This window comes from Calidifontibacillus oryziterrae (genome assembly GCF_000331575.1).
GTDB classification, from domain to species: domain Bacteria; phylum Bacillota; class Bacilli; order Bacillales; family Bacillaceae_J; genus Calidifontibacillus_A; species Calidifontibacillus_A oryziterrae.
Genome location: NZ_ANOK01000003.1, coordinates 303,324 through 324,460 on the forward strand (window position 1 = coordinate 303,324; position 21,137 = coordinate 324,460).

At 37.6% G+C, this 21,137-nt stretch carries 16 protein-coding genes and 1 pseudogene; 13 read left to right on the forward strand and 4 right to left on the reverse strand.

The annotated features are described in order from the left end of the window. Positions 1-120: 120 nt before the first annotated feature. The 6 genes from D612_RS0101600 to D612_RS17675 all read left to right on the forward strand — a co-directional run bounded on the left by D612_RS0101600 (position 121) and on the right by D612_RS17675 (position 9,516). On the forward strand, positions 121-1,473 hold the full coding sequence (locus D612_RS0101600) for an efflux RND transporter periplasmic adaptor subunit (protein ID WP_154649410.1): 1,353 nt from the start codon (positions 121-123) through the stop codon (positions 1,471-1,473). Beyond that, positions 1,460-4,540: an efflux RND transporter permease subunit gene (locus D612_RS0101605; protein WP_017753725.1), complete on the forward strand. Its 3,081-nt coding sequence runs from the start codon at positions 1,460-1,462 to the stop codon at positions 4,538-4,540. Before D612_RS0101600 ends, D612_RS0101605 begins: the two co-directional genes overlap by 14 nt. A gap of 93 nt (positions 4,541-4,633) precedes the next feature. Then, entirely contained in the window at positions 4,634-5,020 is a 387-nt protein-coding gene (locus D612_RS0101610; protein WP_017753726.1) for a hypothetical protein, read from the forward strand. 359 nt (positions 5,021-5,379) lie between these two features. Next, positions 5,380-6,972, forward strand: coding sequence for a cytochrome c biogenesis protein ResB (locus D612_RS0101615; protein WP_017753727.1), 1,593 nt, complete (start codon positions 5,380-5,382; stop codon positions 6,970-6,972). A gap of 14 nt (positions 6,973-6,986) precedes the next feature. Then, complete coding sequence (ccsB, locus tag D612_RS0101620) at positions 6,987-8,171, forward strand: c-type cytochrome biogenesis protein CcsB (RefSeq protein WP_017753728.1); 1,185 nt, start codon at positions 6,987-6,989, stop codon at positions 8,169-8,171. A gap of 46 nt (positions 8,172-8,217) precedes the next feature. After that, positions 8,218-9,516, forward strand: coding sequence for a PAS domain S-box protein (locus D612_RS17675; RefSeq protein ID WP_017753729.1), 1,299 nt, complete (start codon positions 8,218-8,220; stop codon positions 9,514-9,516). Between the two features lie 577 nt (positions 9,517-10,093). Here D612_RS17675 and D612_RS17680 read toward each other — a convergent pair. From D612_RS17680 to D612_RS0101645, 4 genes are read right to left on the reverse strand one after another with little or no spacing between them, the layout of a single operon-like run. After that, a complete protein-coding gene (locus tag D612_RS17680; RefSeq protein ID WP_017753730.1) occupies positions 10,094-10,318 on the reverse strand; it encodes a hypothetical protein in 225 nt (74 codons plus the stop codon). After that, positions 10,318-11,493, reverse strand: a complete 1,176-nt coding sequence (locus D612_RS0101635; RefSeq protein ID WP_017753731.1) for a Ger(x)C family spore germination protein — start codon at positions 11,491-11,493, stop codon at positions 10,318-10,320. Before D612_RS0101635 ends, D612_RS17680 begins: the two co-directional genes overlap by 1 nt. Then, a complete protein-coding gene (locus D612_RS0101640; protein WP_017753732.1) occupies positions 11,490-12,581 on the reverse strand; it encodes a GerAB/ArcD/ProY family transporter in 1,092 nt (363 codons plus the stop codon). Before D612_RS0101640 ends, D612_RS0101635 begins: the two co-directional genes overlap by 4 nt. Positions 12,582-12,603: 22 nt before the next feature. Next, complete coding sequence (locus D612_RS0101645; protein ID WP_017753733.1) at positions 12,604-14,163, reverse strand: spore germination protein; 1,560 nt, start codon at positions 14,161-14,163, stop codon at positions 12,604-12,606. A gap of 242 nt (positions 14,164-14,405) precedes the next feature. Here D612_RS0101645 and tnpA point away from each other — a divergent pair, with 242 nt between their 5' ends. The 7 genes and pseudogenes from tnpA (at position 14,406) to sucC (ending at position 21,127) form a co-directional block, all read left to right on the forward strand. Further along, complete coding sequence (gene tnpA / locus D612_RS0101650) at positions 14,406-14,726, forward strand: IS66 family insertion sequence element accessory protein TnpA (RefSeq protein WP_017753734.1); 321 nt, start codon at positions 14,406-14,408, stop codon at positions 14,724-14,726. Positions 14,727-14,746: 20 nt separating this feature from the next. Beyond that, positions 14,747-15,079 carry an IS66 family insertion sequence element accessory protein TnpB gene (tnpB, locus tag D612_RS0101655; protein ID WP_161603218.1) on the forward strand — a complete coding sequence of 111 codons (333 nt, stop codon included), beginning with the start codon at positions 14,747-14,749 and terminating at the stop codon, positions 15,077-15,079. Between the two features lie 42 nt (positions 15,080-15,121). Continuing rightward, positions 15,122-16,720: an IS66 family transposase gene (tnpC, locus tag D612_RS0101660; RefSeq protein WP_017753736.1), complete on the forward strand. Its 1,599-nt coding sequence runs from the start codon at positions 15,122-15,124 to the stop codon at positions 16,718-16,720. 578 nt (positions 16,721-17,298) lie between these two features. Continuing rightward, positions 17,299-17,820 (forward strand): annotated as a pseudogene (locus D612_RS17685) (ribonuclease HII); the annotation flags it as partial. A 73-nt stretch (positions 17,821-17,893) separates the two neighbouring features. After that, positions 17,894-19,516: a hypothetical protein gene (locus D612_RS18585; RefSeq protein ID WP_017753738.1), complete on the forward strand. Its 1,623-nt coding sequence runs from the start codon at positions 17,894-17,896 to the stop codon at positions 19,514-19,516. Then, complete coding sequence (locus D612_RS0101675; RefSeq protein WP_017753739.1) at positions 19,513-19,797, forward strand: FlhB-like flagellar biosynthesis protein; 285 nt, start codon at positions 19,513-19,515, stop codon at positions 19,795-19,797. Before D612_RS18585 ends, D612_RS0101675 begins: the two co-directional genes overlap by 4 nt. Before the next feature lie 169 nt (positions 19,798-19,966). Next, positions 19,967-21,127, forward strand: coding sequence for an ADP-forming succinate--CoA ligase subunit beta (sucC, locus tag D612_RS0101680; protein WP_017753740.1), 1,161 nt, complete (start codon positions 19,967-19,969; stop codon positions 21,125-21,127). The last annotated feature ends 10 nt before the right edge of the window (positions 21,128-21,137 follow it).

Here is a 21,137-nt window from a genome sequence, read left to right on the forward strand (position 1 = left end):
ATAAAAACCCCTGAAAGGATGGTTCCCTTTCAGGGGTTTTGTCATTCGGATTCCTTTGTTCAATAAAATTCACCTGTTCATACTGCGTTCATATAAGTATGGAATAATAGTAACCATATATTGGAACAAATAAAGGAGGAAATAAAAATGCCTAATAAATTAATAGGCTCATTTTTCATTCTTATGTTCATCCTTATTATGGCCGGATGTCAGGCACAGGAAACTTCAACAACAGACATGGAAAGAGCATTTCCCGTACATATTGCTGTGGCGCAGACAGGGTTATTGAAAGAAAGTCAGCTTTTCACTGGGGAAATTGTGGCTAGTAAGGAACTCAATATCTCCCCAAAGGTATCTGGAACGGTCCAGGCCGTATACGTTAAAAAAGGGCAACGAGTCGAAGCAGACCAGGTGTTAGCGGCATTAGAACAAACTGATTTTGAGAATAATATTAAACAAGCAAAAGTATCGCTTCAAACCGCCCAAGTAAACGTAGAAAACGCCAAGTTAAACTATCGGAAAGGTGTAGAGCAGGCGGAACTTAACTTAAAGAATTCCGAAATAGCTTTCGAGGAGGTTCAAGTCAGTCTTTCAAATGCAATGACTACCCATCAAACAGCAGAAACAAACTATCAGCGCGTATTAACACTTTATGAACATGGAGCCATGGCTAAACAGGAGCTTGAGCAGGCTGAAAATACACTAAAACAAGCTGTAGCTGGATTACAACAAAATGAACTTTCATTAAAAAAAGCACAAGCGGCCATTCAGGCAGCCGAAAAGGCCATGGCTAACGCCAAACGGACAGAATCGATTAAAGTCGCAGAAGCCTCTGTCGCCCAAGCTAAACTTTCCATTGAATTGGCCGAACGACAAAAAGAACAAACGGTCATTACGGCCCCTATGAGCGGTGAAATAACGAAAACAACCATAGAGCTTGGGGAGCTTGCTTCCTCGCAAACGGTGTTATTTACGTTAGTACAGACTGAGCCACTGCTAGTCAAAGCATCTGTTACTGAGGAAATGTTGGTAAATCTAGAGGTAAATAAAGAACTATCTATATTTGTGAAATCTATTCAAGCGGAAGTGAAGGGAAAGGTTACCTTTATTAGCTCGGTTAAAGACCCGCAGACTAAGGTTTATCCAATAGAGATTGAACTGTTTTCTTCCACCCCAAAAGTAAAACCGGGTATGCTTGCTGAAATAGCTATCAGTCTTCATAAAAACGACATCGAAAGTGTTCTTGTACCAAGTTCTGCTTTGATATTGGCGAACCAAGAGTATAATGTTTTCGTTGTGAATGGCGATAGGGCTGAGCGTAAACTTGTGGAAGTTGGTGAAGAAAATGAACACTTTGTACAAATTAAAAAGGGACTTACTAAAGGCGAAAAAGTCATTGTTAAAGGTCACCTTACGTTAGAAGACGGGTCATTGATCCAAATCGCGGAGGTGAATAAACATGAAGCTAATTGATACATCTGTCAAAAGACCAATTGGTGTTTTAATTAGTATTTTCATCGTGTTGTTAATAGGCATCGTTTCCTTAAGAAGCATTGCCATCGATTTATATCCCAATTTCAATATCCCTGTTGCTTATATTAGTACTTCTTATGATGGAGCTGCTCCTGAAGAAATAGAAAATCTTGTAACGAAACCTTTGGAGAGGTCACTCAGCACAATTGAAGGTCTAGACACAATTCAATCTTCATCAGTTAGTAACCAATCAATCATCTTAATGGTTTTTCAGACAGGTACGAACCTAGATAAGACCCTAAATGACATTTGGGAAAAAGTAGATCAAGTGAAGGGAGCGTTGCCACAGGATGCGAAAACACCTTTAGTTATGAAAATAGATCCAAATGCGAAACCTATCATACAGTTAAGTCTATCTGGAAATGATCAGTCGTTACAAACAATGACTGATCTAGCCGAAGATCTCATTCAACCACAAATCGAAAGAATTCCCGGAGTTGCCGAGGCGAGTTTAACTGGCGCACAATCTAAAGAAATAAAGGTGGAAGTAGATCCGAGCAAGTTGGAGGGATATGGTTTAAGCATGGCGGATATCTCCCAGGCCATATCGATGAATAATAAAAGTATGCCGGCAGGAAAAATTCTAAGAGGATCACAAGATATGAATATTCGCTTGCTTGGTGAGTATAAACAGCTTAAAGATCTAGAACGATTATTAATCAGCATACCATCTAAACAAACGATAAGATTAACGGATGTGGCCAAAATTGAGGAATCGTTTACGGTACAAAGCGCTTATTCTTATATAAACGGAGAACCCGCCATAGGTATTTCTGTAACAAAACAATCGGATGCAAATACGGTTCAGGTTGCCAAGGAAGTTATAAAGCAAGTAGAGAATCTAGCTTCATCTTTGCCTGCCGGTGTTAGCTTGCAAGTGGTTTCGGACAGCTCAGAGTTTATCCAGTCAGCGATTGATAATGTTTTGAAAAACTTAATCTATGGAAGTATTCTTGCTTCCATTGTCTTGTGGCTATTTTTGCGTAATTTTCGAAGTACATTGGTGATCATTTTGTCCATTCCGATTTCGATTATCTCTACCTTTATTATGATGTACTTTTTCGGAGAAACGATTAATATGTTGACCATGAGTGGACTGGCGCTCGGAGTTGGGATGATGGTAGACAGCTCGATTGTTATTTTAGAAAATATATTCCGTTATCGGCAACAAGGTTATAGACGACTGGAGGCAGCTATTGCAGGTGCCAAAGAAGTAGTGATGGCTGTTATTGCTTCAGCCTTAACTACCGTTGTTGCCTTCCTTCCTGTAGCTTTTACCCAGGGAATGGCAGGTCAATTGTTTAAACCGCTTGCTTTGACGATTAGTTTTTCCTTGATTTCTTCTTTAGTCGTATCGATTACTTTAGTTCCGATGTTGGCCAGCCGTCTTTTAAAAACAGAAGATATAGTTTCAAAAAAATGGACTAATCAAATAGGTTCAATGGTCAAAGAAAGGTATTCACGTTTTTTACATTGGTCCTTGCGAAGGAAGAAAACTGTGCTTTCAATAACGGTTGGATCTATGTTAGCAAGTCTTTTGCTTTTGCCTTTATTAAAAATGGACTTTTTACCAGCACTTGATCAGGGAGAAATTCAGGTAACAGCTACATTTCCTGAAGGTACCAATATAGAAGAAACATCCGAGGTTGTTTCATCTTTGGAGAATTTTCTTGTTGAAAAGCCCAGTGTGGAGTTGGTATCTGCAACTATCGGTGGAGCCGGTGGCAGAGATGGGGATCAGTCAAACGAAGGCAACTTGTTCATACGTCTTCACAAAACGGAAAACAGAAACAAGTCAACGGAACAAATCATCGAGGAGATTAGTGAATTTGCCAATCGATTTCCGGACGTAAAACTAAACACAGCGGCAGTGCAAGACGGTGGTATAGGCCAATCTGCTATATCTTTAAAAATAGCAGGCAATGATGTAGATATTTTACAGGATTTATCTGAAGAAGTTGAGACCATTCTGACTACCATTCCAGGGATTGCGAACATCAATAGCTCCATGGGAGATACTCGTCCTGAACTACAGATTCGTGTCAATCAAGATGCCGCTGATTACTATCATTTGACCATAAGCCAGGTAATGCAAAATGTACGTGCTAGTTTTCAAGGACAGGTGGCTACTTCCCTGAAGATTGACGGACAGGAAATTAACGTTTTCGTTTCTTTACCGGAAATATATCGCAAGGATTTGAATCATTTACAAGATTTACGAATCATGACACCTATGGGAACAGCGGTACCGTTAGCCGCCCTTGCAGAAATAAAAATTGTAGATGGGCCGAATACGATTAGCCGTGAGAACATGGAAAGAGGTGTAGAGATTACAGCAGATGTTTTCGGTAGTGATTTGCGGTCTGTCACACGGGACATAGAGCAAGTAATAGATTCTATGAATGCACCGGAAGGCTATAGGATCTACCTCGATGGACAAAACACGGAACAAAGATTTGCATTTAAAGAAATGCTTATTGCATTGGCCCTATCCATTATCTTGGTTTATTCAATCATGGCTATACAATTTGAATCCATTTTGTATCCATTTATTATTATGTTCAGCATCCCTGCCACCATTATTGGGGTGATTGTCGGCCTATTTATTACCCGACAACCTTTAAATGCTCCGGCATTAGTTGGTTTAATCATGCTTGCTGGAATCGTAGTAAATAATGGGATTATCATGGTTGACTATATTAATAGTTTAAGAGCCCAAGGGATGGAAAGAGCTGAAGCGCTGGTGACAGGGAGTACTCGCCGTTTGCGTCCCATTTTTATGACCATGCTAACAACCGTACTGGGAATGCTTCCCCTTGCAATAGGCCTAGGAGAAGGGTCTGAACTGCAGCGATCATTAGGTATTGTTATTGTCTTTGGTTTATCACTTTCAACTTTGATTACATTATTCGTGATTCCGATTATGTATGTCTATCTAGATAATATGAGTATGTGGCTGCGTAAATTATTTTTCAAAAAGAATGATGCAGATCAGATTAGTCTTTAAGTAGGATATTTTTGAATATTGCATTTGTTCATACAGTGTTCATATTCATTGAGTATAGTTTAAATAACAATTTATTTGGAGGGATTATTTCAAATGAATAATAGTAAATTATTATTGCGATTCGCCGGTCTTTTTGGAGTGATTGGGGCCATTTTGGGGGCACATATGGCTGGGGCTGGTTCGTATGCTTTTCGCCCCGTTCACGCACACATCCTTGTTGTGGGCTGGTTAAGCTTGTTTGCATGGTCAGTATATTATAAGGTTTTCCAAACCTCTCAAACCCTATTAACCAAACTTCATGTTTGGACGGCGATTATTGGATCCGTAGGTTTAACCGTTGGGATGTGGCTTTACATGGTAAAACCATTCGATTTACCGCAAGGATTAACATTAACCTTTTATATAGGCGGTGGGGTTGCATTACTTTCAAGCTACATCCTATTCTTCCTGTTGACCATGTTATATCGTGAAGGAAAATAAACATTTTGAAATCACAATCATCGGAGGTGGAAGTAATCGCCTCCGCGTTCTATATTTTCGACAAAAATATTAACTAGCGCTTGAAAATTGGGAATGATCAAGATGATTGAATCTGAGGTAAAAATACTATGGAACGTTTGCGGGAAGTAATTGCATATGCTGGATTGCATTTAGAAGAAAGGTAGAATAGCTAATTACTGAAGGGAAAGTTAAGGCAAATGTATTCTATCAATCGATAAGAAAAAAGGATCTTCCATTGTTCATGGGGAAATTGTAGATATCATTACTGGACAATTAACGGAAAAGTTAATTAAAAGTCATATGGAAAGATTCAAGCCATATGTTGTTGGGGGAGTAAGATGAATAAAGTAAAATGTGAATGTGGCCATGTTAACCCTCATGGAACGATATTTTGTGAGGCCTGCGGTAAGTCATTTGAGGAGAATGGCACTCATGGCCTTTTAGATATGCGTTATGATGGTAGTGCAAGGCGCTCACAAACATATAAAAAAACTTTTATAGATAGTATTTGGAATTTTTTCTCTTCTGTTAAGGTTGGAGTTTGGTTAATTGTTATAACACTAGTTGCCTCTGCATTAGGTACATTATTCCCGCAGGAGATGTATATACCTCGAAATATGTCTCCCGGGGATTTTTATGAGCAGGAGTATGGGGTTCTTGGAAAGGTTTATTACGGGCTAGGATTCAATAATTTATATGGTTCCTGGTGGTACATGATCCTAGTAGCATCGATTGCAATCTCACTTGTAATCTGTTCTTTAGACCGAGTAGTTCCTTTATATAAAGCCCTCAAAAAGCAAGGAGTAAAAAGAAATCCAAACTTTCTAAGTAGACAACGGTTGTTTGCTGGGGCAAAGGTGGATACACCGGAGTCTATCGATACGTGGATTAAAGCGTTAAAAAAGATGCATTACAACGTTCGTGTTGAAGATGGAAATATTCTTGCTGAGAAAGGCCGTTTCTCACGCTGGGGCCCTTATGTTAACCATATAGGATTAATTATCTTCCTAATTGGTGCGATGCTTCGCTTTTTCCCAGGCATGTACATTGATGGTGCATTATGGCTTCGTGACGGAGAAACAAAAGTGATTCCTGGTACGAATGGGAAGTATTATTTAGAAAATAAGCAGTTCATAAAGGAAGTATATGATGATGAAGACAACCTTACTGTCGGGATGGGTATGGCTAAAAACTACCAAGCGGATGTTCTCCTTTATGAACGTGTAGATGAAGCTGTTCCGGGAACTGAGCCTGAGCTAAAAAAAATAAAGGAGCAAAAGGTCCGTGTTAATGAACCATTAAAGTTTGAAGGGTTTGCACTATACCAAACGGATTACAAGCTAGATGAATTTTATGAAATGACATTTAATCTCACTGAAAAAAATACAAAGAAAAACTATGGCAGTGTTGTTATTAATTTGGAAAATCCAGAAAAACTATATGATCTTGGTGATGGCTATAAAGTAGAGATTATGAGCTATTTCCCTAACTTTTATTTCAATGCAGAAGGCAATCCGAATACTAGAAATAGATTACCAGACAATCCGGCATTCATTTTCAAAATGTACTCGCCTCAAGCCACGGACGGAGAAGTTAGCTTTGTTGGAATTCAATCAAATGCTGAGCCATTTGGTGAAAATATATTTAGAATGGCATTTCAAGATATGACCACAAGAAATGCAACCGGACTAACCGTACGCCTTGACCGAACAATCGGTATTATTATTGCTGGTGGGATTCTTTTCATGATTGGTGTAATCCAAGGGATGTATTGGAACCATCGCCGGATTTGGATCCAAAAAAATGATGAAGACATTATCGTAGCGGCACATACTAATAAAAACTGGTATGGACTAAAAAGAGAGATTGAAACAATGTTTAAAGGAACGACGTTGCCGATTCCTAACGATAACTTAGAAAGTGTGAAATAAGGGGGGCGAATTAAATGATCGAAATAAGCAGTAATTTATTATACGTTGCGTTTGTTTTATACTTATTTGCAACTATATTTTTTGCGGCATCTATTCGTGATAAACATTCAAAAGCAAATACAAATAAATGGGGAAAGTTAGGGATATTAGTTACGATAATAGGCTTTTTAGCGCAAATAGGATACTTTATTACAAGGTGGATTGCTTCGGGACATGCTCCGGTTAGTAATCTATTCGAATATACAACTTTCTTTGGAATGATGCTCGTATTTGCTTTTATTATCATTTATTTTATGTATAAAAATACGTTGATTGGAGCTTTTACAATGCCGGTCGCATTATTAGTAATCGCTTATGCAGCAATGTTTTCAAGAGATGTTTCACCATTAATTCCAGCCTTGCAAAGTCATTGGCTCTATATTCATGTTACAACAGCGGCTTTAGGTGAGGCAATATTAGCGATCAGCTTTGCTGCCGGACTAATATATTTAATTCATGTTGTTGACCAATCAAGGTCTAGTAAGCGGACATTTTGGCTTGAGTTTGTTTTATATGGAATTATTGCCGTTATTGGTTTTGTAATCGTATCCTCTACCTTTAAAGCAATGGATTATGAAATGACCTTCAAATGGATTAATAAAACGAAGCAGGAGGTCGAACTCGTATATGAAATGCCTGCTATTGCAGGACCAATTGGTGGAGAAAAGATTACTGAGGGATTTGGTCCAGTATTTGAAACACCGTCTTGGATGACTGGAGAAAATGCACCAAAGAAATTTAATACATTGATCTGGTCATTATTTTCTGGTTTAATCCTGTATGGTTTCATGCGTCTGCTATTGCGTAAGAGGATTGCGGCAGCGATTCAACCGTTGTTAAAAAGTGTGAATCTAGATTTAGTAGATGAGATAAGCTACCGTTCCGTTACGATTGGTTTTCCAGTTTTCTCATTAGGGGCGCTGATATTTGCGATGATTTGGGCCCAAGTTGCCTGGACTAGGTTTTGGGGCTGGGATCCAAAGGAAGTATGGGCTTTAATAACATGGTTATTTTACGCTGCGTTTTTACATTTACGTCTTTCAAAAGGCTGGCATGGTGAAAAATCCGCATGGTTAGCGGTAGTGGGCTTTGCAATCATCATGTTTAACCTAGTAGCAGTAAATCTAGTCATTGCTGGCCTACATTCTTATGCGGGTTAATATTATTCATCTTAATCGCCAAAAATGGCTCGAAGAAGAGTTGGAAATGACTCGACAAAATTTGAAAGATACAATCCGAAAACAACAAGGGATGACTTTTAAATTTATAAAACGTAATGGGGAATTTATCCATACAATGTGTGATGGGGAACTACTTTATCAAGCAGGGATGACACCTGAGCATATTGTAGGTAAGGGACTTTATGACATTTATCCTGAAAATGTTGCTAATAATAAAATACGATATTACGAGAGGGCATGGGAAGTAGAGGAGAATGTTAGTTACGAAGGGAAATTAGGAGATATCTGGTATCTCGCTTCCTTACGACCTATCAGAAGAGGTGGACAAATAGTTGAGGTTATTGGTTCATGTGTGGATATTACACAAAGGAAGGTATTAGAAGAGGAAATAAAAATAAGTGAATACAAGTATCGACTTATTGCAGAGAATACGCAGGATTTACTTGCAATATTAGATTCAAATGGTATTATTCAGTATGCCTCTCCTTCCCATGAAACGGTCTTAGGATACCGTCTCTTTACATATGAAGGGAATTCCCCTTTTGACATGGTGCATCCAGATGATAGAATTCAGATTCAGAAGGAATATCAACAAATGGTTTTGTCCAAAGCCCCACGTTATGTTGAATACCGTTGTAAACATGCAAATGGTGGTTGGGTATATTTAGAAGCTTTTGGAACACCTGTATTTGGTGAACAGGGAGAACTTGAACATTTTATTGTTGTAGCTCGTGATATTTCAAAACGAAAGAAAGCTGAGGAATTGCTCATTAAAACTGAAAAGCACTCCGTTGTAGGACAATTGGCTAAAGGGGTGGTCCATGAAATTAGAAATCCCCTTACTTCCATAAAAGGTTTTGTTCAGTTATTGCAAAAAAACGAGTATCAACCTTTCTATTCAGATATTATGATGTCCGAGATTCATAGATTAGAAAGTATCGTGAATGATTTTCTGTTACTTGCTAAGACTGAAAAAAATCAAATGAGAGACGTGGACAGTAAGAATTTTTTTGATAAAGTCGTACAAGTATATAGGCTTAAAGCAATTCTAAAAAATGTTAAAATCCTACAAGAGCCACTATTAGAAAATATTTTTATTTATTGTGATGTAGATCAAATGAAATATGTTTTTATCAATATTCTACAAAATGCAACAGAAGCTATGCCAAATGGTGGTATTATTACAATCCAAATGGTTAGGAAGGATTCAGAATTTATTACATTCAGATTTATAGATCACGGGCAGGGTATCCCAGAAGAAAGAATGAAATATATTGGAGGACCATTTTATAGTAATAAAGAAAAAGGAACGGGGTTAGGTTAACGATTAGTCAAAAAATAATTTATGAACATGGCGGAACAATGGTAATCAAAAGCACTGTAAATAAAGGCACAATCGTTGATGTCAACTTACCATTCAAATGACTTTATTTTGTTGAAAATATAATCTAAAAATAACATGAGTAAAACAAGTAGCAATCCTGTTTTGCTCATTTTTTATTGTAAAAGAAGAAAATACAAGAAAAATAGCGTTTGGAGTAAATTTAGGAAAAAGGAGGCAATATAGTAAAGATATTTTCTTTGAAAAAGTCCCACGGGGGCTTTAGTTTAACAAACCACATAAAGAACGTCATTTCCAATAGCTAAGGAAATGGAGTTTCTTTAGTTGAATTTTGAAGTCTTTGCGATCTCCGCAGTGAAACAATATCCCTCAAAAGTTCAGTAGATTAGTGGAGAATTGTTGGCTATTGTTCACTAACTAAAAAGCTAATACAAGAGCCTTTAATCAAAAATGTCGGTCTACTACCTTGGCAATAGACCGACATCTTAAAATTGGGGCTGTTTCTTTAATGGCCAGTTTATTGAAAAGTGTTTCAATTTGGAAGCGCACTCAGAAAGATTTACTCCATTAATCTCCCTAAAGGACCAAAAATGTATTGAAGAAGAGTTATAGGACCTGGTAGGTTTTCTAAGTTAAAAAAGGACATAAAGGCTGACAAAATCAGGATTACAGAAAATGTAATTCTGTCAGCCTTCAAGGTTTTTTTGAATTGCTTCCACTCGAATAATACAATTAACCAAATAATAAATTGCACAATAAAAACGGTTGTCCAATTCAATTGCATTATTCTATCACCTCATCTTTTGGTAGTGCTGCGGGCGGGCCAATGTAACCAGGTCTCCTTATATTGGCATTAACATTGATTTGCACCTGTACCTCTGGGAACTTTTCATCCCATCTATCTTTTACCTTTCTCCATTCCTTCGGATATTTTTGATGAAATCTCCTCCCGAAATCGATGACATCTGCCTTGAATTCCTGTTGGAGATTTTTCACTGTCAAGGCTATTATTTCCTTTAAGGCCTTTTCATATTCTTTCTTCATTTCCATCAAGACATCCTCATTCATAAGATTTAAATGAGTTTCGTTTTGAACAATATCTCCTTCAATAGCAATGTTTAGATTCATAATCCAGTGATTCTCTTTGATTTCGGGGCTATACTTTATTTTTCCTAAGGTCGGTGTCATCGTAATTTCTCCGTCCGTACCCTCAGGTTGAATGGATATAGTACTCCTTTTTACAATGTCCTTTAACCACAGTAATCCGCGAGCTTCCTTCATGCTTAACGTTCCAACCATTTTATCTTTTTTAAAAACAGCCGTCCCATCAATAACAGGTATGGTCTCATATGTTTTCCTTGCTTTTTCTTTTGATATCAGCTTTTTTATATAGGGCATAGATACACTTTCACTATCCCCCATTAAACCCATATCGACATCCCTTAATGTTGTTTTTGTTCCATACTCGTCTTGTGTTAATTTTTTAAGAGCCTCTGCTGAATATCTTTCTAGAGGTGGGACTAGCGTTAACATTTCCTTTGCCTCACCTTCACTTACATATAAAAAGGAACTTTCCCTTGGACTTGGGTGGCGAAACAAATAATCTATTTCATTACGTATACCGTCTAAAGCAAGTTGTTTCCCAAAAATATATATTTTACACTGCCCCCAAAACAGTCTCCTCGGAACGTTGGTTTGTAATATTGAAATCGCATTTGCCAGATTATCACCTGTTCCTTCACGTACAAAAGTAGAGCCTAAACTTGGATCCTCACCTCCTTGTCCGCTTGAAATGGTACGTGGGATAAAGATTTGGACAGATATTCTTGTATTTCCATCCTCTAAACGATCTATTGCAGCTGAGGTAACAATTGCAAGTTCCTGCATTTCTATTCGATCCCAGCAGCCTGCAAGAGTTGGAACACAAAAGCACATGATGAAAAAAATCCATTTCTTCAACTGCTCTTACTCCTTTCCCGGCGTACTAAAGCAATTAGTAGTAAAACTAAAGGAAGAAGAGTCTGTACGATGACAAAATAAAAAGGCTGAATTTTTGTCAGGTAGTCTACTAAGGTCACTATATTAGGGATGTCCCAATAACTAAAAAAAAGTAAAAGTAGGCTTAAGGGAAACACAATAAGCCGATAACTTGAAAGTCTTAACAGCTGTGCAAGTCCCAAACTTACGACATATAAAAATACGGTAACCTTAACAAAATTTCCTAAAACCCAGGAAGCAGTAACAATGATTTCAAAGTTTTCAAAAAATCCAAATACACTAATGTTACGGAAAATAGAATATACTGGATAAAAGTTATTAAAGGATGAAACTCCTAATAGGGTGATTACAAAAAAGTTAATATATAATAGTATAAACATAACGAAAAGAGACGCTCTCATCCCAGACTTTAAACTCCGTTTTTGGCTATTTATAAAAGGATAAATGAATGACAAAAGAAAAAATTCACTAATCCATGCATTATTTACAAAACCTCCCTTAATTACAGGGATCAAACCATTCTCTAGAATAGGTAACATGTAGGTAACATCAATATCCTTAAGTAAAAAAAGAAGAGATATAGTAGTTATTAGGAATAGTGTGGTACAAATTACAGCAGATCTTGCAATCACTTCAATCCCCCCACGCGCCGCTAGTGCGCTTACAAACAGGATACTGATGGAAAAAACAACGACTGGGGTTTGGAGCATAACGTTACCTGTGATGAAATCAGAGTACTGTCTAATTAATATTCCTGTATTGTGCATATAAAATAAAACAAGAAAAAGACCCAATAACCTTCCTAGTGGTTTTCCAAGAATTTTTTGACTATATTCAATGGGGGTCAATTTTGGAAACAATTGATGGAGTTTCCAAGTGATATATACCGTTACAAAACCTATTAGAGAGCCTAGGATGGGTGTCATCCACATATCACGACCTGCAAGTCTTCCTGCTATGGAGGGGATAGAAAGGATCCCCGTAGCAATAATAGTTGGAACAATCATAAACTCCATTTGAAGGGCAGTTATTTTCCCTTTTTCTAGCACGTTACTTTCACCACCTTCTTACCTACTCACTACCATTATTAGGTCCAGGCTTTAAGTTAGTTCCTTGTCTATTGGCATTAAATTCTCCTGTTAAATGAGGACGTTTGTTCATCTTCCATAAAGAAGTACGAAAGAGTGTATCTCTCATCAGATGTTTTTGTAGAGTGTTTATTGGACTCAAGTAAGGAATCCCAAAGGATCTTAGCGTTGATAGATGAATAATGAGCATAATTAAGGCAATCATCACACCAATTAATCCTAAAAAGCCTGCTAGGAAAATGATAGGGAACCTTAACAATCGAATGGCAAGACCAACTGAATAGCGAGGGACCATGAATGAAGCAATTCCTGTGATACTCACCACGATGATCATGGGTGCTGATACAATCCCCGCCTGAACAGCTGCCTGTCCAATAACAAGTGCCCCAACGATACTAACAGCTGAACCCACTTGTTTAGGAAGACGAATTCCTGCCTCACGCAAGGCTTCAAAGGCAATTTCCATTATTACAGCTTCCACGATGGCAGGGAAAGGGACGCTTTCTCTCGAGGACGCTATACTTAGCAGCAGGTCTGTCGGAACCATTTCCTGATGATAAGTGGTAATAGCAACATATATGGAAGGGAGGAATAAGGCTATTCCTAAAAAAAGAAACCGAAGAGCCCGAATAAAGGTCCCGATCCAAAACCGTTCATAATAGTCCTCCTGAGATTGAAATAAACTAAAGAAACTCACTGGTACAACCAATGAAAATGGTGTTCCATCAATCATTAAAATAGCTCTGCCCTCTAGCAAATTAGCACAAACCACATCAGGACGCTCTGTATATAATACCTGCGGAAAAGGGGAATAGGGGTTATCCTCAATAAATTGTTCAATGTACCCACTTTCTAACACCCCATCAATATCAATGCGTTTAAGGCGGTTTTCGATTTCCTCAATCAACGTTTTATCTACTAATCCCTCAATATAAGAAATCGCAACCTTGGTTTTCGTATATTTGCCGACATGGACGTTCTTCATTTTTAGTGCAGGGTCTTTAATAATCCGACGCAATAAAGATGTATTGACACTAAGTGATTCAGTGAAACCTTCCCTTGGACCTCTAATGGAGGACTCAGCCTGAGGCTCCTCAATCGAACGCATTTCAAACTTTACTAAGCCTAAGGATAAAGCTTCTTCAAATCCATCAAAAAGCAAAATTGGATTTCCAGTGGCAACTGCATCGATACACGCGGAGAACGTAGAAATCTTTTTTATATTTGAAACTGGTAATCGATTTTTTATAGAAAGAAGAAAGTCTGTTTCATCAAACTTGTTTTTATCAAATAATATTTCAAGCACTTGTTCATCTAGCTTTTGAGTATCACTTAAACCTTCTATATAAATAATAATAGCTTCTTTTTTACCAACAACAAAAGAACGAAATATTACATCTGAACTCTCCTGATATAGAGAGGAGAAATATTGTATATTATCTTCTAGCTTTTTTGATAAGGTGGTGTCCTGAGATGGATTTTGTTGTTGTTCTTTATGCTCTTTTTCTATTTTCTTTGAAGGAAGCCTTCTAATTCGAATCACCTCAAAATCCTCCTCTATCTATATGTGTAATTTTATATTTCCTGAATTTCTCAAAAAGTATACAAAGTGGAAGAAGATAAAAATAAACAAAAAAATTAACAGCTCGTACTAATTAAAGAGCGTGTATGGGATAGAATTTTAAAGCATAGTGTTTATTTGTAAGCGTCAAACCGTACCCACATGTTAACAAATACTAGATTATGAGATAATCTCTTCAAATTAAAATTTGAGGAGGTTTTTTGATGTCTCAAAATGATTTGCGCCAAGAATGGGAACGACGTATCGCTGTTTTTAGAGCTAGTGGACAGCCCCAAACCAAATGGTGCGAAGCCAACGAATTAAATATTCATCAATTAAAATATTGGTTAAAGAAGATAGAAGGTCCAAAGTCTGCTTCAACACCATTATCAAAATGGGTTCCGGTCACAATGGATGACCAAGTGGATGACTCATCCGAATCAACCATACAGATTAAAATGGGGCAAGCATCCATAGAGGTTAAATCTGGTTTTGATCCTACTCTCCTTGCGAACGTCGTACGGACGTTAGGGGCGCTATGTTAAATGAAACGTTGGTCGACCGTGTGTATCTTGCACGCGGAAGTACAGATTTACGAAAGTCTATAGATGGATTAGCTGCTATAGTGAAAGTGGGGTTTGAACTAGACCCATTTTCGCCCAGTAGTTACTTTGTCTTTTGTAATCGAAACCAGGATAAACTCAAGATCCTTCATTGGGAAACCAACGGTTTCTGGCTTTATTATCGTAGGTTGGAACGCGGGAAATTTCAATGGCCAACGGAAGATAGCGAAGCACCATTAAAAATAAGCCGTCGTCAGTTTCGGTGGTTATTGGATGGACTTCCGCTTGAACAGCGACAGGCTCATCCCAAAGTTATCGCTAGAACGGTCATTTGAATCCTATTTTTCGTGCCCAATTCTAAAGGAATTTGTTTGAATATGTCGAATATATTAAGATATGAAAACGACAATGAACACATTCACCCCAACAATGAAAATCTCCAAGAACGATGTGAAACCCTTGAAAAGCAAGTGGCTGAACTGGCTGGGAAGGTCAAATGGTATGAGGAACAATTTCGTCTCAGCCAAAAAAGACAATTTGGCTCATCGAGTGAAAAAACAAATCTCGATCAGTTAGAACTTTTATTGTTTAATGAAGCTGAGGTAGAAGTATCATCCTTAAATGATCCAGTTACCGAAACGATTACTTATCACCGTCGTAAGAAAAATGGACAACATGAAACGATGCTAGAAGACTTGCCTACGGAAACGGTAGAATACCGCCTTTCCGCAGAAGAGCAGGTCTGTTCGTGTTGCGGCGGGAAATTACATGAAATGAGCACGGAAGTGCGTCAAGAAATAAAAATCATTCCGGTTGAAGTGAAAGTGGTGAAACATGTACGGTATGTGTATGCTTGCCGTCACTGTGAGCACGATGAGATTCAGACCCCTATCGTCACAGCACCCATGCCAGCACCTGTTTTTTCTGGGAGCTTAGCTTCCCCTTCAAGTATGGCGTATGTGATGAGCCAGAAATATGTAGAAGGGTTACCCCTTTATCGTCAAGAAAAGCAATTTGAGCGACTGGGTTTTACATTATCTCGCCAGACGATGGCGAATTGGATGATCCACGGGGCTGATAAGTGGTTGAGCATCATGTATGATCGAATGAAGGAGCACTTACTCAAACAGGAGACCCTTCATGCAGACGAAACGACCTTACAGGTGCTTCATGAACCAGGGCGAAAGGCAACATCGACTTCTTATATGTGGCTCTATCGCACAGGAAGAGTAGGTCCTGCCATTGTCCTTTATGACTACCAACAAACACGAGGGAAAGAACATCCTCGAAAGTTTCTAACTGGTTTTAAGGGCTACCTCCATGTAGATGGCTATGCAGGATATCATGGAATTCCAAATGTGGCTTTAGTTGGTTGTTGGGCGCATGCGCGACGCAAATTTGATGAGGCGTTAAAGGCATTACCAGTTTCGAAGCAATCAACTCCAGTAGCTGCAAAAGAAGGTCTTACCTTCTGTAATCAACTTTTTCTGATTGAGCGTGATTTAAAGGATTCAACCCCTGAAGAACGCTTTGAGGCAAGAATTGAACGCAGTCAGCCAGTGCTGGATGCTTTTTCAGTGTGGCTTAAAACTCAACGATCTAAAGTTCTTCCGAAAAGTGCCCTAGGTCAAGCCATTCAATATTGTCTAAACCAATGGGATAAACTCGTGGTCTTTTTAAAAGATGGTCGATTGGAAATAGATAATAATCGTAGCGAACGTTCCATTAAACCATTTGTCATTGGCCGCAAAAATTGGCTATTCGCCAACACAAAAAGAGGTGCTAAATCTAGCGCAACCATTTACAGTATTATTGAAACAGCTGAGGAAAATAACTTAAATCCATTTACGTATCTCACTTATCTTTTTGAGAAACTACCAAATATGGATACTCAAGATCAAGATGCATTAGATCAATTAATGCCTTGGTCATCAACCATACCGTTAACTTGCCGTGTATTCAAAAAGAATACTTAAATCATAACGAACCAGCCCTCATCTTCACAGGTGGGGGCTATTTTACGCTTACATTTCAAAACGAGTGGGTTTCTTCTATAATATATATATTATAGAAGGGTCTTTGGCTAGAGTGCCTAAATTATTGGAAGTAAATGCATTCGGTAAAAAAGAGTGTATTAATTAGTGATGGTTCAAGCTATGGAATGCTAAAAAATTCTTGTGCCGATACATAATCTTGTTTAAACTAAAATGGCGACTATACCCTGCATAAATAGTAACCCTAAGGGAATTGACTTGCAGGAAAAGGTCAAGCAGAAATGAACTGCCTAACCTACATCTATTTTAGGCGCGTGCAATGATTGCTATTTAGGGAAATAGAATAGACGTTTATCTTTACTAACTATAAACAAAGTCATACATAATAATATGACAAACCGTTCAATATAGTCTGATTTCAGGTGGTTATACTTAGACATGTTTGGAATAACGTACTCAGACAAAATTTAGTTGATAAATAAGCTAGAAACCTTATGAAATCATATATTTTAGATTAGTCATCCAATATATGTATGAATATAAAAAGTCGAATAAGAGCGGGCCCATTGGCTGGACCAGTTGTAGCTGCAGCTGTTATCCTAGGTGAGGATTTTTATTTACCAGGATTAAATGATTCAAAGAAGGTTTCTGAAAGTAAACGAGAGCAATTTTATAAATACATTATGGAACACGCAATATGTGTTGCGATTGGTAAAGCGACAGCAGCAGAAATAGATGAACTTAATATATATCAAGCAACGAAGCTCGCAATGTCAAGGGCTGTTGACAGCCTAAAAATAAAGCCAGATTATTTATTAATTGACGCTATGGAAATTCCAATCACTATTCCGCAAAAGCCTATTATTAAAGGGGATGCGAAAAGTGTATCGATTGCTGCAAGCTCCATTATTGCCAAGGTAACAAGAGATCGGTATATGAAAGACTTAGGTGAAAAATATCCTCATTTTGGATTTGAAAATCATATGGGGTATGGGACAGCTGCACATATGGAAAGCATTGAGAAATATGGAATTATTGACGAACATCGTCGCTCATTTGCACCAATTAAACAATATGGTTAATTCCTATAGCTAGAATGGTACAAAACCAACTCTAGCATCTTTTTTCTTTTTACTGAGGAAGGAGTCCATAAAAATGATTGACTTTCAAAACTTACAATCATTTATATCGAACGAAAATTTGTTTAAGTCACAAAAGCTTACGCTTAAACCTGGACAGATTTTCTATGGTGGAATAGTAAAGCTTTATCCGGATGATCTTGCACTTATTCAGCTTGGTGGTGTTAAGCTGCATGCAAAGTTACATGCAGCACTCGACATTAATATGAAATACTGGTTTCAAGTTGTACCGAACGAAAATATGATCGAATTAAAAATAATAGAACATTCCCAATTAAACAAAACGAATAATAATCAAGTTAATCCAATTCTTTCTCCTACTCAATTTGATGCTTCGCAGCTTCTAAAGCAATTAGGACTAGCAACAACCAGTGAAAATGAACAATTAATTAGCATGGTTGTAAAAGACGGTCTGCCTATTACGAAGGATGGATTGAAGCAAGCTTCAGAATGGTTAAAAGATAAAACAGACATCAAAAGGGCATTAATTGCTACAAAGTTTGTAATTCAGAACGATCTGCCAATGAATCATAACATTTTAAATAGTATGTATGCCGTATATACAAAAGAATCGTTGTCTTCAAGTCTTGTAAACATTTTTGCGGATATACTTGACGTACCGCAAAAGACCTCGACAATGATGCAACTAGCAAATTTGTTACAGTCGGTTATATTAGTGAAACACCAAGACGAAGCTGTGAAGATGATTCAGGATCTGCTCAAATTTATAACAAAAACAGAATCCAATGCTGAACAAAAAACCGCACAAGGACTATTGCACAAACTTGGGTTCACGTCAGCGGAATTAAATGAGTTGAAAAGTTTAATTAATTCAAATGAAAGAATTATATTAGAAAAGAATGCTATCATCTTGAAGGTAGTAGAGAATAATAATACTGCTATAAAACAAGCCTTGCTTCACCATAATGAAATTTTAACTGAAGACGAAATAAATCTCTTAAATAAAACTATTCAACCATTAAATGAGTCCTCAGCTAATTGGGGAAATGGGAAGGTGGTTTTAAGGAATTTCATACAGTTATTCAACAGTCTTGGCCTGAATTACGAACGGTCTTTGCTATTTGCAGAGAATAAGCAAGAAATAGAAGCAAATCTGCAAACATTAAAGCCTTTATTAATGAAAGTTCTTTCAGATGAGGTACTAACCCCACATCTGAAGGATAAACTTGACCAATTACTTCAACGGATAACAGGGCAACAACTACTTTTTTCCTCGGAGCAAGGACCGGTTCAACAATTGATCATGCAAATCCCGATTCAGCTACAACACTTTATGACCGATTTAACGATACAGTGGAGTGGAAGAAGAGGGAAAAACGGTGATATTGATCCCGATTTCTGTAGAATTGTATTTTACATAGATTTAGCACATATTAAAGAAACATTAGTTGATGTTCATGTACAAAATAGAATCGTAAATATAAGAGTATATAATGAAACGCCACAACTAGATATTTTAGTAAAGAAGTTGATGTTTTCGTTAAAAGAAAATCTCAATAAGTTAAATTATCATTTATCTAGCATAAAGGTTGTCGACCAACAGCAATCTGTCCGAAAGGTTAATTCTATACAAACGAAAAATATTTCTTCAGCAAACGGGGTGGATTTTCGCGTATGAATGATTTACATAAACAGAGAAAACAGGCTGTTGCATTATCCTATAATCAATCAAAGGATTATGCACCAAAGATAGTTGCCAAAGGTCGGGGAGAAATTGCTGATAACATACTAGAGAAAGCAAAACAATTTAATATTCCGATTCAAGAAGATCCATCACTTGTACAGCTACTTGGACAGTTAGAAATAAATGAAACCATTCCTGAAGAGCTTTATCAAGCTGTTGCGGAAATTTTTGCTTTTTTATATCGTTTAGATCAAACAATTTGTAAAGAAGAATAGAAGAAAACTAGCATCAGTAAAGGATATGTCAGCAATTTATTTTTTGACTGAAAATTAAAAAAGCTTGCAGGATTTTATACTTTTATGTTGAAATATAGACACTGGACAAATATATATATACAATAGTACAGTAGTCCAAGTTTGTATACATAAGATAGGAGGATGGAGAATGAATATCCACGAGTATCAAGGGAAAGAAATCCTCAGAAAATACGGGGTGGCAGTTCCAAATGGGAAGGTTGCTTTTTCGGTTGAGGAAGCTGTTGATGCAGCACGCGCACTAGGTGGCAATGTTTGGGTAGTTAAAGCTCAAATTCATGCTGGTGGTCGCGGTAAAGCAGGGGGAGTTAAAGTTGCAAAGAGTCTTGATGAGGTGCGCGAGTATGCTAACGAAATATTAGGCAAAACGCTTGTAACCCATCAAACAGGCCCTGAGGGCAAGGAAGTTAAGCGTTTGCTTATTGAAGAGGGCTGCGACATTAAGAAGGAATACTATGTAGGACTTGTATTAGATCGTGCTACGTCTCGTGTCGTTATGATGGCATCAGAAGAAGGTGGTACAGAAATTGAAGAGGTAGCAGCTGCTACACCAGAAAAAATATTTAAAGAAGTAATTGATCCAGTTGTAGGTTTAACTGGTTTCCAAGCACGTCGTTTAGCATTTAATATTAATATTCCTACTGAACTAGTAAACAAAGCTGCTAAGTTTATGCTTGGATTATATGAAGTATTTGTTGCTAAGGATTGTTCGATTGCAGAAATTAACCCACTTGTTGTAACAGGTGATGGAAATGTTATGGCGCTTGATGCGAAATTCAACTTCGATTCTAACGCTTTATATCGTCAAAAGGATGTAGTAGAATATCGCGATTTAGATGAAGAGGATCCAAAAGAAATTGAGGCTTCTAAATATGATTTAAGCTATATTGCTTTAGACGGGAACATTGGTTGTATGGTAAACGGTGCTGGCCTTGCAATGGCTACTATGGATACAATTAAGCACTACGGCGGAGAACCTGCTAACTTCCTAGATGTAGGTGGCGGTGCCACAACTGAAAAGGTTACAGAAGCTTTCAAAATCATTCTTTCTGACAAAAACGTGAAAGGGATATTTGTTAACATCTTCGGTGGGATAATGAAATGTGACGTAATTGCCCAAGGTGTTGTCGAAGCTACGAAACAAGTAGGTTTAAAGCTTCCACTTGTTGTTCGTTTAGAAGGTACTAACGTTGATGCCGGAAAAGAGATTTTAAAGAACTCAGGTTTAAATATTACGTCTGCAGACTCTATGGCTGATGGCGCACAAAAAATTGTATCACTAGTAAAGTAGTAGAAAGGCG

Bases quoted from the DNA above. Each gene is read 5' to 3' on its own strand.
- D612_RS17680 (WP_017753730.1), bottom strand. From the start codon at position 10,318: ATGCAATTGAATTGGACAACCGTTTTTATTGTGCAATTTATTATTTGG.
- D612_RS0101615 (WP_017753727.1), top strand. From the start codon at position 5,380: ATGAATAAAGTAAAATGTGAATGTGGCCATGTTAACCCTCATGGAACG.
- D612_RS0101675 (WP_017753739.1), top strand. From the start codon at position 19,513: ATGAATGATTTACATAAACAGAGAAAACAGGCTGTTGCATTATCCTAT.
- D612_RS17675 (WP_017753729.1), top strand. From the start codon at position 8,218: ATGACTCGACAAAATTTGAAAGATACAATCCGAAAACAACAAGGGATG.
- tnpC (WP_017753736.1), top strand. From the start codon at position 15,122: ATGTCGAATATATTAAGATATGAAAACGACAATGAACACATTCACCCC.
- D612_RS18585 (WP_017753738.1), top strand. From the start codon at position 17,894: ATGATTGACTTTCAAAACTTACAATCATTTATATCGAACGAAAATTTG.
- D612_RS0101610 (WP_017753726.1), top strand. From the start codon at position 4,634: ATGAATAATAGTAAATTATTATTGCGATTCGCCGGTCTTTTTGGAGTG.
- D612_RS0101605 (WP_017753725.1), top strand. From the start codon at position 1,460: ATGAAGCTAATTGATACATCTGTCAAAAGACCAATTGGTGTTTTAATT.
- tnpA (WP_017753734.1), top strand. From the start codon at position 14,406: ATGTCTCAAAATGATTTGCGCCAAGAATGGGAACGACGTATCGCTGTT.
- ccsB (WP_017753728.1), top strand. From the start codon at position 6,987: ATGATCGAAATAAGCAGTAATTTATTATACGTTGCGTTTGTTTTATAC.
- sucC (WP_017753740.1), top strand. From the start codon at position 19,967: ATGAATATCCACGAGTATCAAGGGAAAGAAATCCTCAGAAAATACGGG.